Consider the following 12,166-nt stretch of genomic DNA (forward strand, 5'->3'; position numbering starts at 1 on the left):
CGCGGCTCAGAGGTGCGGGACGACCGCGGGCATCAGGTCCTGGAAGGTGCGCCCCTCGGCGGGGCTGCCGATGGCGGACATCTGCCAGCCACCGCCCGACCGGTAGACCTTGGCCATGATCTGCGCCGTGTAGCGGCCACCGCCGTCGAGCGTGTAGCGGGCCAGCTCCTGACCGGTGGTCTCGTCCACCAGACGGCAGAAGGCGTTCTGCACCTCTTCGAAGGTCTGGCCGGTGAACGAGTTCACCGTGAAGACGATCTGGTCGACATGGGCGGGCACGCGCTGGAGGTCCACGACGATCGACTCGTCGTCACCGCCCTGGCCCGCGCCGCCGACCCGGTTGTCACCGGTGTGCTGCACGGAACCGTCGTCGCTGGTCAGGTGCTGGAAGAAGACGACATCGACGGCTTCCCCGCCGGCGAAGAGCAGCGCCGAGGCGTCCAGGTCGATCTCGCGGGCGGTCATACGGGCGAAGAACCCCTTGCGCGCGGCCTGCCAGCCCAGGCCCATGCGGACGACGGTGAGTTCACCCCCGCCGGACTTGGTCAGGCTGATCTGCTGGCCCTTGGCAAGATTGACGCTCATCGTTCGCTCCTGGAAGTGGTACCGGCCCGGCCTCGACGCCGCTGCCGGACTCAGGGGTCGGATACGGGGGTCAGACGTCTCAGACGTTGACGCCGTAGTCGGACGCGATACCGGCGAGACCGGAGGCGTACCCCTGGCCGATGGCGCGGAACTTCCACTCCGCCCCGTTGCGGTACAGCTCGCCGAAGACCATCGCGGTCTCGGTGGAGGCGTCCTCGCTCAGGTCGTAGCGGGCCAGCTCGGCGCCGCCCGCCTGGTTGACCACGCGGATGTAGGCGTTGCGGACCTGGCCGAAGCTCTGGCCGCGCGACTCCGCGTCGTGGATCGACACCGGGAAGACGATCTTGGAGATCTCGGCCGGGACGGCGGACAGGTCGACCTTGACGGTCTCGTCGTCGCCCTCTCCCTCGCCGGTCAGGTTGTCCCCGGTGTGCTCGACCGAACCGTCCGGGCTGCGGAGGTTGTTGTAGAAGACGAAGTGCTGGTCCGAGGCGACCTTGCCGGAGCCGTCGCACAGCAGGGCGCTGGCATCCAGGTCGTGATCGGCCCCGGTGGTGGTCCGTACGTCCCAGCCGAGAGCCACCAGCACGGCGGTCAGACCGGGAGCCTCCTTGCTCAACGAGACGTTGCCGCCCTTGGCGAGGCTCACACCCATGTTGTTTCCTTCCGTCCGTCCCGCAACCGGGCACGCCGGACGCCCCGACGCGCCTCGTGCCTCATGACACGATCTCAAATCTACAACACTGTAGAAATTGACCGTCGCGAAGGTGCGGTGGGATCACTGGTTAGGATGCCCCGGCGCCAGGGCGGCTGGGGCGGCAGCGTGGGAGGAGGCCACTTCGTGGTCGGGAACAGAGACGACAGGGACCGGACGCCCCCTGCCCGCAGACGCGGCCAGGGGCAGCTGGAGGCCCAGGTACTGGCGGTTCTGGGCTCGGCGACCGCTCCCGTGGCCGCGACCTGGGTGCAGGAGCGGCTGGACGGGGAGTTGGCGTACACCACCGTCATCACCATCCTCACCCGCCTTCTCGGCAAGCAGGCCGTGACCCGCAGCCGGTCGGGCCGCTCCTTCCTGTGGACGCCGGTCGCGGACGAGGCCGGGCTGACCGCGCTGCGGATGCGCCGGCTGCTCGACGAGCGGGACGACCGGGACGCGGTGCTCTCCAGCTTCGTGTCGGCGCTCTCGCCCCACGACGAGCAGGTGCTGCGCTCGCTGCTCAAGGAGGCCGGCCCCGGCCCCGATTCCGCCTCCGGCCCGGACTCGGGTCCCGGCCCGGGCTCCGGCTCCGGCCGGCGGGCGGGCGGGCGCCCCGGACGCGCGTCCGCCGGCGAAGCGGAGGGTTGACCCGTGGGTGTCTTCGTCTTCCTGCCGCTGATCCTGCCGCTCACCGCGCTGCCGATCGCCCGCCTCGCCGAACAGCATCTGCATCCGCGCAGCGCCGCGCTGTTACTGACCTTCGTCACCGTCGTGCTGGCCGCGTGCAGCACGTTCTGCCTCGGTCTGCTGATGGTGGTCGGCACCGCGCAGCTGCCGGGCAACCCGCTGCCGGACAGCTGGTCCGACCCGGAGGTGCGGGACGCCGTGCCGTACGACGACGTGGTGGGCAAGGCGGCCATCCTGGCGCTGACCGCCGTCGTCGTGGGGTGCGCGCTCACCGTACGGCGGCATGTCCGCTTCCGCGCCCGCGCCCATGGCGCGCTGGCCGGGCTGCCGCCCTCCGAACTGGCCGTCCTGGAGGACGAACTGCCGTACGCGTACGCGCTGCCCGGCTCCCCGGGCCGGGTGGTGGTCTCCACCGGCATGCTGTCCTGCCTCGACGAGGGGGAACGCGCGGCCCTGTTCGCCCATGAGCGCGCCCATCTGACGGGACGCCACCACCGGCTGCTGCTGGCGGTCCGGCTGGCGGGGTGCGCGAACCCGTTTCTGCGCCCGCTGCGGGCGGCGGTGACGTTCAGCACCGAGCGCTGGGCCGACGAAGCGGCGGCGCAGGCCACCGGCGACCGGCGCACCACGGCGCGCGCGGTCGGCAAGGCCGCCCTGTTCTCGCGGCCCGGCACGCCACCGGGACTGGCCGCGTTCGCGGCGGCCGGGCCGGTGCCGCGCCGGGTGGCCGCGCTGCTCGGGCCGGTGCCGCCGCGCCGCAGCTGGCCGCCGGCGCTGACGCGGGCCGGGATCGCCGCGTACTTCGCCGCCGCCGGAACGGCCGCGTCCACCGTGTCCGCGCTGAACGCGGCCTCCGCCCTGTTCCTGGTGCTCGAAGCCGCCACGCCGCTGTGACCACCCGAGGGAGGGAACGGCTCCACCGGTCGCCCTCTACAGGGCTGTAGAGCCAGTAGAGTGCACGCGTCGCACACCGCGATGACCGGCATGTCCGACGCGAGGACCGGCCGGGACGGGCACGGAGGAGCAGCGTGGGCAGGCAATCCAGGGGGCGGCGGGGCCGCGGTGCCGTTACGGGACACCGCGCGGAGCGGGCGGGCGGCCGGACCAGGCTGACCCGGCGGGGGCGAATAGCCCTGTGGTCGGGCGGTGCGCTGGCGGTGCTGCTCATCGGGGCGACCGGGGCCGGCACCTGGATGTACCAGAGCCTGAACGGGAACATCCACGCGGCGGACGTCGACGACAAGATCGGCGGCGACCGGCCGGTCAACGCGAGTCCGGGGTCCAAGAACATCCTCGTCGTCGGCTCCGACTCGCGCGACGGCGACAACGGCAAGTACGGCAAGGGCCTGACCACCATGCAGTCGGACACCCTGATGGTCCTGCACCTGGCCGCCGACCGGAAGTGGGCCACGGTGGTCTCGCTCCCCCGCGACTCCTGGGTGAACATCCCGTCCTGCGACCGGGGCAACGGCAGCATGTCGGACCCGCACCACTTCAAGATCAACGAGGCGTTCGCCATCGGCGGCACCGGCGGCGAGGTGGCCGACGCCGCCGCGTGCACCATCCGGACGGTGGAGCGGAACACCGGGCTGCGCATCGACCACTTCATGTCGGTCGACTTCCAGGGCTTCAAGGGCATGGTCAACGCGCTGGACGGCATCGAGGTCTGCCCGGAGGCGCCGATCCACGACACGAAGGCCCATCTCGACCTGGAGGCCGGCTGCCAGACGGTCAAGGACGAGAAGGCGCTCGGCTACGTACGCACCCGCTACAGCGTCGGCGACGGCTCCGACCTGGGACGCATCGGCCGGCAGCAGGAGTTCATGGAGGCGCTGGCCGCCAAGGCGCAGCAGAAGCTGACCAGCCCCAACGCGCTGTACGGATTCCTCGACGCGGCCACCAAGTCGCTGACCACGGACAAGGACCTGGCGGGGATCAAACCGCTGACCGGCCTGGCCGACGAGCTCAAGGACATCCCGGGCGACCGGCTGACGTTCCTGACGGTGCCGAACTACGCGCGTGAGGCCGATGTGCCGACGGACAAGGCGAACATCGTCTGGCAGTACCCGCAGGCGGCCGAGTTGTTCTCCTCGCTCGGGAAGGACCGGGAGGTCGACAAGAAAAAGCTGGAGGCGGACGCCGCGAACCCGGTGTACGCGCACACCGTGCGGGTGCGGGTCCTGAACGGGACCGGGGTCTCGGGGCGGGCGGCGGATGTCGCGGGAGAGCTGCGGTCGGCCGGCTTCACGGTGACGGAGATCGGCAACGCGCCCGAGGGCGCGGAGCGGACCACGGTCGGCTATCCGCAGGACCAGGCGGAACCGGCCCAGGTGCTGGCCACCCGGTTGCCGGACAGCACCGCGCGGCAGGACGGGACGGCGACGCCCGGCGTGGTCACGCTGACCGTGGGCAAGGACTTCGACGGAGTCCGCTGAGCCCGGGCCCGCCGGCCGCGCGCCGGCCGGCGGCCCGCCGCCGCGTTGCGCTGCTTTGCGATTCCTTTACTATTGGCGGACGGGGTGCCCGCCCCGACCCGAACATCTGATCCGAGAAGGAGCTGCGGTCCCGCAATGGGTGAGCCTCCCAGTACGAGCCGTGCCATTCCCGTCCCGTCGAGTCCAGGGCCGGAGGTGGCACGGTGACCGAAGTGCTTCTGCTGCTGCTCGCCCTCGCGCTCACCCTCGCCTGTGCGGTGTTCGTGGCGGCCGAGTTCTCCCTGACCACCGTCGAGCGCGGCGAGCTGGAACGGGCCGCCGAGGCCGGTGAGCGCGGCGCCGCCGGTGCGCTGGAGGCGGCCAAGCGGCTGACGTTCCAGCTCTCCGGCGCTCAGCTGGGCATCACGGTGACCTCCCTGGTCATCGGCATGCTCGCCGAGCCGTCCCTCGCCGTGCTGCTGCGCGGCCCGCTGGAGGCCGTGGGCCTGCCGAGGGGCGTGGTGTCCACGGTGGCGACCCTGCTCGGGGTCGCGCTGTCGACCGTGGTGCTGATGGTGGTCGGTGAGCTGGTCCCCAAGAACTGGGCGATCTCCAGCCCGCTCGCCGTCGCCAAGGTCGTGGCGGGACCGCAGCGCGGCTTCACCGCCGCCTTCGGCCCGCTGATCCACCATCTCAACAACACCGCGAACCGTCTCGTCCGGCGTATGGGCCTGGAGCCCGCCGAGGAGCTGGCCTCCGCCCGTACCCCCGAGGAGCTGGTCGCCCTCGCGCGCCACTCCGCGCGGGAGGGCGCCATAGAGGCGGACTCGGCCGAGCTGTTCGTACGGACCCTGCACCTGGCCGAGCTGAGCGCGGAGAACGTGATGACGCCGCGGGTCGACGTGCGGGCGCTGGAGGCGCATGCCACGGCCGCCGACGCGGCCGTGCTGGCGCTGGCCACCGGGCTGTCCCGCTTCCCCGTCTACCGGGACAGCCTGGACGAGGTCATCGGCACCGTCCACATCCGCGACGTGCTGGCCCTGGAGGAGTCCAGGCGCGACCGCACCCCGGTCACCGAGCTGGCCACCGGCCCGCTGCTGGTGCCCGACTCACTGCCGGTGGACCGGCTGCTGCGCCGGTTGCGGGAGGCGCGGACGATGGCCGTGGTGATCGACGAGTACGGCGGCACCGCCGGCGTCGCCACCGTCGAGGACATCGTCGAGGAGGTCGTCGGCGAGGTGCGCGACGAGCACGACCCGGACGAGATCCCGGGCCTGGCCGCCTGCCCGCCCGGCCCCGACGGGCGGGACGTCTGGGAGGCGGACGGCTCCCTCCGCCTCGACCAGCTGCGGGAGATCGGCTTCGACGCGCCGGAAGGACCGTACGAGACGCTCGCCGGGCTGCTCGCGACCCGGCTGGAGCGGCTGCCCGTGCCGGACGACACCCTGGAGATCGACGGCTGGCGGTTCGCCGTCCTGCGGGTCGATCACCACCGGGCCGACCGGGTCGGTGTCACCGCGCCCGCCTCGGCCGCGCAGCTTCCGGAGGATGTCCGATGACCGCCCTGCAACTCGCCATCGGCGCGTTCACCCTGCTCACCAACGCCTTCTTCGTCGGCGCCGAGTTCGCCCTGATCTCGGTACGGCGCAGCCAGATCGAGCCGCTGGCGCTCAAGGGCAGCCGGCGGGCGACCAGCACCCTGTGGGGGCTGCGTCATCTCTCCGCGGCGATGGCCACCGCGCAGCTCGGCATCACCATCTCCTCACTGGTGCTGGGCGCCGTCGCCGAACCGGCCATCGCCCATCTGCTGGAGCCGCCCTTCGAGGCGATCGGGGTGCCCTCGCCGCTCATCCATCCGATCGCGTTCGTGATCGCGCTGACCCTGGCGACCTATCTGCACATGCTGATCGGCGAGATGGTGCCGAAGAACATCGCGCTGGCCGCGCCCGCCCCCACGGCGCTGGCGCTCGGCCCCGCGCTGGTCGCGCTCACCCGGGCGCTGCGCCCGGTCATCTTCGGGATCAACGCGTTCGCCAACTCGATCCTGCGGCTGCTGAAGGTCGAGCCCAAGGACGAGGTCGCCTCGGTGTTCACCGACGACGAGCTGGTCCGGCTGGTCACGGACTCCAGTGAGGCGGGGCTGCTGGACCCGGCGGACGGGGAGCGGCTGCGGGACGCCCTGGAGCTGGGCACCCGCCCGGCGGGCGAGGTGATGGTCCCGCTGGGCCGGACGGTCACCGTCGACCACCGGACCACTCCGCAGCAGCTGGAGCGGGTCGCGGCGTCCTCCGGGTTCTCCCGGCTGCCGGTCACCGGGCCGGACGACACGATCCTCGGCTACCTGCACATCAAGGACGCCCTCGGCGTCACGGAGCGGACGCGGCCCTTTCCGCGCGGCGCTCTGCACACGGTGATCCGGGTCGAGATCGACACCCCGCTCGACGACACGATGACGGCCATGCGCGCCGCCGGAACGCACCTCGCCGCCGTCACCGGCGACAAGGGGACGGTCATCGGCTTCGTCACGATGGAGGACGTACTGGCGGAGCTGGTCGGCCCCGCGACCGGATCGCCCGCCACGGCCTGACAGCCGGCGGCAGGACATACCGGCAGGTGACCGGTGCCCCCGTGGGGGCACCGGTCGCTCCGCCGTCGCACGACCTCCGTATCTTGGTGCGCGCACCGTCTCCGTACGCACCCGATCCGCACCCGACCCGCACGCGCAACCGCACGTCCGCAAGAAAACAGGTTCAGCTGATGTCCAACGGGACGAGCCGATTAGGGCCACCCGCCCTCGCCGCCCACAGCCGTCGCGTCGTGGAGTCCGACGGCTTCCAGATCGCGGTGTTCTGCCTGATCGTCGGCAACGCCGTTCTGCTGGGCGTCGAGACGTACACCGGCGCGGTCCATCAGTGGCACGGTGAACTGAAGACCGCCGAGTATCTGTTCCTCGCCGCCTTCACCGGGGAGATCCTGCTGCGCGCCGCCGCCAGCGCGGACCGGCCGAAGGACTTCTTCCGCGACCCGTGGAACGTGTTCGATCTGGTGGTCGTCCTGCTGGCGCTCGCGCCGTTCGCCCGCGAGAACGCCACCGCGCTGCGGCTGCTGCGGCTCGCCCGCGTGCTGCGCGCGGCGCGGTTTCTGCCGCAGCTGCGCATCGTGATCGTGGCGGTCGGCAAGAGCCTTCCCGGCACCGTGAGTTTCGTGCTGGTGGGCGCGCTGCTGCTGTACGTGTACGCCATGGTCGGCTGGGTCTTCTTCGCCCGCTCCGACCCCGAGCACTACGGCTCCCTGGGGCGTGCCGCGCTCACGCTCTTCCTGCTGATCACCCTCGACGGTCTCGGTGACGCGGTGCGCGGCGGCCTTGAGGTGTCCCGGTGGACGATCCTCTATTTCGCCTCGTTCGTGCTGCTCGGATCGTTCATCCTCGTCAATCTGCTGATCGGGGTGGTCATCAACTCCCTTGAGGAGGCCAGGGAACTCGAACGCGGGCAGGTCGGGGACGTACCGGCGCCGCCGCCCGGCGGTGCCGAGCCGCCGACGGCGCTGCTGGCCCGGATAGCCGCCGCGCGCCAGGCACTGGACGAGATCGAGGCCGGGCTGACGGCACGCCGTGACGACCGGGTGCCGGCCGACGTGGGTCCGCGCCCCTGACCGCCGGGGCCCCGGCGGTCAGGGTTTGCGCGCCACGCCCGCGTAACAGGCCGCCTCCTTGAGGGTGACCGGCTCACTCGACTCCTCGGGATCGGGGCGCCATTCGTGCGACGGCGTGATCCCGGGGCCGAGGAGCCGCCATCCGTCGAAGAAGCGGACGATCTCCTCGCGGGTACGCGCCTGGCCGGGGGTGCCGGCGGCCTGGTAGGCGGTGGTGAGCCGCGCCATGCCCTCCGGGTCGAACTCGGTGGTGGCGTGGGCTATCGCGAGGGTGGAGCCGGACGGCAGCGCGCTCTTGAGGTACTCGACCACGGCGTACGCGTCGTCCTCGTCCGTGACGAAGTGCAACAGCGCGTTGAGGCTGAGGGCGATCGGCCGGGTGAAGTCGAGCGTCTCGCGCAACCCCCGCGCCGCCAGCAGGACTTCGGGCTCGGTGACATCCCCGTGGACGTAGGCGGTCCGCCCCTCGGGGGTGCTGCGCAGCAGGGCGCGGGCGTGGGCCAGCACGATCGGGTCGTTGTCGGTGTAGACGACACGGGCGGCGCGGACTTCGCGCTGGGCGACCTCGTGCAGATTCGGCGAGGTGGGGATGCCCGTCCCGATGTCGAGGAACTGCTCCATGCCCTCCCGGGCGAGGAAGCGTACGGAGCGGTGCATGAAATTGCGGTTGATCCGGGCGGTGGCCAGGATGGACGGGAAGGCCGTCATCGCGCGCGCCGCGGCCTCCCGGTCGGCGGGGAAGTTGGTGGTCCCGCCCAGGTAGTAGTCGTACATCCGGGCCGAATGCGCCCGGTCCAGCTCCAGGTCCACCGTGCCGTCGTCGCCCATCGAACGCCCCCCGTTCTCGTCACCGGATGACCTCCCGGTAACTGCCCAGCTCTGTATACGGACAACCGTACGAGGTACACCAACCCCCTTTACAGAACGGCTCGATGAGGAGTGAGGTGGAGGAGTGTCCGGAACACACCCCCGCGTCTCTGAGTAACCCTATGATCACTATCGGCGAAAAAAACCGGTCGTGTGGCGCACATCGACGGCACACATCCGGTCGGCCGACATCGGGGAGAAGGTATCTCCCGCACCGACGCCCTCCGCCGTGGAGCGGCGTGGTGCCCAGTGAACGGGGCCTCAGTGCACGTTGATCCGACCACCGTGGCCGTCCGCGTCACCGACGGGACCGGCTCGTGAGGGGACGCACCACCCGGGGCGTCCAGGGCGACGGCGCCTTCGCCACTCCCCTCTCCCCCGGTGAACCGCCCGGACGACGGCTGGCGTTGACCTTCGACGCCTTCGACGCGCACCACCACCGGCTGTGGCTGCGGTACGCCCACACCCAGGTCGGCAACCGGGCCGCGGCGGAGTGCGTGGTGGACGCGGCCTGTGCCCGGCTGCTGGAACACTGGCCCCATGTCCTGCTCCAGGAATCGGTGGCCCGGTACGCGTGGGCCGTGCTCAAGGAGGAGGTGGCCCGCTGGCTGGACGCGCGCGGCCGCCGGCCGGCGCTGGTCGACACCGCCGCCTTCCAGGCCGCGATCCGCAAGCTCCTGCCGCACGGCGCCCATGACCGGTTCGCCGTGCTCCAGGGCGAGATCGAACTCTACGCGGCCATCACCCGGCTCCCCGAGCGGCAGTACGACGTGATCGTGCTGCGCTATGTCCTGCGGGTGCCGGGCGAGGTCGTCGCCGAGTACCTGGGGGTGGAACTGGCCACCGTCCACTCCCAGATACGGCACGCACGGCGACGGCTGGCCAAGGACCTCGGCTTACCGGGGTCCGGGACGGATACGGAACACGAGACGGAAACGGAAGAGTAGACACCGTGCGCCGCACGAACGATGCCGCCCCCGGCACCCCGAGCACACCGGGCGCCCCCGGCGCCGCCGTGGAGCTGCTGCTGGAGGACGCGGAGGTCCTCGACCACGCCTACGACGACTACGACGAGTACGACGCCGGGGCCACCCGCAGACGTCTGGCCGCGCGGCGTACGGACGGCACGGCCGCCGTCCCCGCGGCGGGACCGGTGACGCCTCCCGCCCGCTTCCCCACGGCCCACGAGCAGGCCGCGCACGACCTGAGCCTCGCCGTCTCCCTCGTCCTCAACGCCCCCGAGGCGGCCACCGCGCTGACCCGGCTGGTGGAGCACGACCGTATCGACCCGGAGGGCGCCGTCGTCTTCGCCGCGCTCCTGCATCTGACCGGCCACCGGGACGCGGCCCAGTTCTGGTGGCAGTTCGCCGCCGGCGGCGGCAACCGCACGGCCGCCTTCTGTCTCTTCCTCGCGCACCAGCAGAGAGCAGAGTTCAGGGACGCCGCCCACTGGCGCGCGCAGTCCCGCCTGCTGCCGGGAGCCGGCCGTACCGCGTCGCCGGCCGCCGTGCTCTCCGCGCTGCTGCCGGAGGCCGTCAGGCACGAGCTGCTGAGCCAGTGCCACGACGGCCGCCGTCCCAGCCTGCCCGCCTCACTCGAAGCGGTGATCAACCGGCTGCGGGTGGACAGCGCCGACGAGGACTTCGGTGAGGTCCCCCAGCCGGGCGCCGGGCTGCCGCGGGAGCTGTCCGCCGAGCCGGCGACCGGTCCGGCCGGGCGGCGCGCCGAGCGTTCCGCGCGCTGACCGCGCACGCGCCGTCCGGGACGCCGGTGCCCGCTCGGCGCCTTCCCCCTTACGCCGGTTCCGAATGGTGCGAGGGGCGGAAGTGGGGGTTGATGGAGGCAGGCGTGCGCCCTCACGGCGCGCGGTGACCCGATGAGCGCGGGGCCGCCCGACCCGCGCGGAGTTCCGCCGAGGGGACGTGTTCCCGATGCACCGCCAGCTGGACCATGGCAGCGGCCACCGGCGCCCGGGATATCCGGTGGCCGCCGGGATCTTCGCCGTCGGCATGGCCGGGACGACCCTGCCCACCCCGCTGTACGGGCTCTACCGCGCCCAGCTCGGCTTCTCCGAGCTGATGGTGACGATCGTGTTCGCCGTCTACGCCCTCGGGGTGATCGCCACGCTGCTGCTGGCGGGCGACGTCTCCGACCACGTGGGCCGCAGACCGGTGCTGCTGTGCGCGCTGGGGCTGTCGGCGGCGAGCGCGCTGTGTTTCCTGTTCGAGGGCGGGCTCCCGGCGCTGTTCGCGGGCCGGCTGCTGTCGGGCTTCGCCGCCGGGCTGCTCAGCGGCGCCGGGACCGTCACCGTGATGGAGCTGGCGCCGCCGGGGCGCGAGGCGCGCGCGGGGCTGGCGGCCACGGCGGCGAACATGGGCGGTCTGGGGTGCGGTCCGCTGCTGGCCGGGCTGCTCGCCCAGTACGCGCCCTGGCCGCTGCGGCTGCCGTTCCTGGCGGATCTGGTGCTGGTGGCGGTGGCCGGCCTGCTGACCTGGTTCCTGCCGGAGACCGTCGCGCGGGAGGAGCGGGCCGGACGGGGCGAGGGGGGCCGGGAGCGCGGGACATGGCGGCGGCTGCCTGTACGGCCGCGGGGGCTGGTGGTGCCGCCGCAGGTGCGCGGGGTGTTCGCACCGTCGGCCCTGGCCGCCTTCGCCGGGTTCGCGCTGCTGGGGCTGTTCACGGCGGTGGCGCCGTCCTTCATGGCCCAGACGCTGCGGGTGAGCAACCTCGCGGTCTCGGGGGCGGTCGTCTTCTCCGTCTTCCTGGCCTCCACGGTCGGCCAGTCCCTGATGGGGCGGGTGGGGGTGCGGGCGGCGCTGCCCGGCGGCTGTCTCGTGCTGGTGGCCGGGCTGGCGCTGGTCGGGGCGTCCCTGGCCGTACGGTCCCTGCCGCTGCTCGTGGCGGGCGCGCTCTGCGGCGGGCTCGGCCAGGGGCTCGCCTTCCGGGCCGCCATGACGGCGGTCAGCGGCGCCGCTCCGCCGGAGCACCGGGGCGGCACGGTCTCCGCGTTCTTCGTCGTCGCCTACCTGGGCATCTCGCTGCCGGTCGTCGGCGTCGGGGCGCTGACCCTCTGGCTGGGGCTGCGGGGAGCGGGGATGACCTTCACCGTCGTGGTGCTGGCACTGGCGGCCGGGGTCGGTCTGTACCTGCTGCGCCGGCCCCCGGCGGGGAACTGACACGGCGCGGCGGGGCACCGGCGAGAGAGTGGAGCAACCCTTCTTCCGGAGAGGACAGTTCGGGGGTTCTCGGCTGCCCGCGCCTC

The 12,166-nt window shown here is 72.4% G+C and carries 12 protein-coding genes; 9 read left to right on the top strand and 3 right to left on the bottom strand.

Annotation, left to right across the window (positions count from 1 at the left end; all coding sequences use genetic code 11):
* Positions 1–6: 6 nt before the first annotated feature.
* Together ACFY6S_RS19395 and ACFY6S_RS19400 are read right to left on the bottom strand one after the other, a co-directional pair.
* Complete coding sequence (locus tag ACFY6S_RS19395; protein ID WP_388819037.1) at positions 7–585, bottom strand: TerD family protein; 579 nt, start codon at positions 583–585, stop codon at positions 7–9.
* 79 nt (positions 586–664) lie between these two features.
* Positions 665–1,240: a TerD family protein gene (locus ACFY6S_RS19400; RefSeq protein WP_388819040.1), complete on the bottom strand. Its 576-nt coding sequence runs from the start codon at positions 1,238–1,240 to the stop codon at positions 665–667.
* A gap of 186 nt (positions 1,241–1,426) precedes the next feature.
* On the opposite strand from ACFY6S_RS19400, the gene ACFY6S_RS19405 reads away from it, so the two are divergent.
* From ACFY6S_RS19405 to ACFY6S_RS19430, 6 genes are all read left to right on the top strand, one after another.
* Positions 1,427–1,930 carry a BlaI/MecI/CopY family transcriptional regulator gene (locus ACFY6S_RS19405; RefSeq protein ID WP_388819043.1) on the top strand — a complete coding sequence of 168 codons (504 nt, stop codon included), beginning with the start codon at positions 1,427–1,429 and terminating at the stop codon, positions 1,928–1,930.
* A gap of 3 nt (positions 1,931–1,933) precedes the next feature.
* The gene (locus tag ACFY6S_RS19410; protein WP_388819046.1) at positions 1,934–2,863 is read left to right on the top strand and encodes a M56 family metallopeptidase; all 930 of its coding nucleotides are present in this window, start codon (positions 1,934–1,936) and stop codon (positions 2,861–2,863) included.
* A 299-nt stretch (positions 2,864–3,162) separates the two neighbouring features.
* The gene (locus ACFY6S_RS19415; RefSeq protein ID WP_388819816.1) at positions 3,163–4,404 is read left to right on the top strand and encodes an LCP family protein; all 1,242 of its coding nucleotides are present in this window, start codon (positions 3,163–3,165) and stop codon (positions 4,402–4,404) included.
* Positions 4,405–4,607: 203 nt separating this feature from the next.
* Positions 4,608–5,942, top strand: coding sequence for a hemolysin family protein (locus ACFY6S_RS19420; protein WP_388819049.1), 1,335 nt, complete (start codon positions 4,608–4,610; stop codon positions 5,940–5,942).
* A complete protein-coding gene (locus ACFY6S_RS19425) occupies positions 5,939–6,970 on the top strand; it encodes a hemolysin family protein (protein ID WP_388819052.1) in 1,032 nt (343 codons plus the stop codon). The genes ACFY6S_RS19420 and ACFY6S_RS19425 overlap by 4 nt, the downstream gene beginning before the upstream one ends.
* 170 nt (positions 6,971–7,140) lie before the next feature.
* Entirely contained in the window at positions 7,141–8,037 is an 897-nt protein-coding gene (locus ACFY6S_RS19430) for an ion transporter (protein WP_388819055.1), read from the top strand.
* A gap of 18 nt (positions 8,038–8,055) precedes the next feature.
* On the opposite strand, the gene ACFY6S_RS19435 is transcribed toward ACFY6S_RS19430, so the two are convergent.
* Complete coding sequence (locus ACFY6S_RS19435) at positions 8,056–8,865, bottom strand: SAM-dependent methyltransferase (protein ID WP_388819058.1); 810 nt, start codon at positions 8,863–8,865, stop codon at positions 8,056–8,058.
* Positions 8,866–9,221: 356 nt separating this feature from the next.
* On the opposite strand from ACFY6S_RS19435, the gene ACFY6S_RS19440 reads away from it, so the two are divergent.
* From ACFY6S_RS19440 to ACFY6S_RS19450, 3 genes are all read left to right on the top strand, one after another.
* Complete coding sequence (locus ACFY6S_RS19440) at positions 9,222–9,851, top strand: RNA polymerase sigma factor (protein ID WP_388819060.1); 630 nt, start codon at positions 9,222–9,224, stop codon at positions 9,849–9,851.
* A 5-nt stretch (positions 9,852–9,856) separates the two neighbouring features.
* Positions 9,857–10,648: a hypothetical protein gene (locus ACFY6S_RS19445; RefSeq protein ID WP_388819063.1), complete on the top strand. Its 792-nt coding sequence runs from the start codon at positions 9,857–9,859 to the stop codon at positions 10,646–10,648.
* A gap of 187 nt (positions 10,649–10,835) precedes the next feature.
* Positions 10,836–12,080: an MFS transporter gene (locus ACFY6S_RS19450; protein WP_388819066.1), complete on the top strand. Its 1,245-nt coding sequence runs from the start codon at positions 10,836–10,838 to the stop codon at positions 12,078–12,080.
* Positions 12,081–12,166: the final 86 nt, after the last annotated feature.

The sequence above is a fragment of the Streptomyces sp. NPDC012835 genome, assembly GCF_042900885.1.
GTDB lineage: Bacteria > Actinomycetota > Actinomycetes > Streptomycetales > Streptomycetaceae > Streptomyces.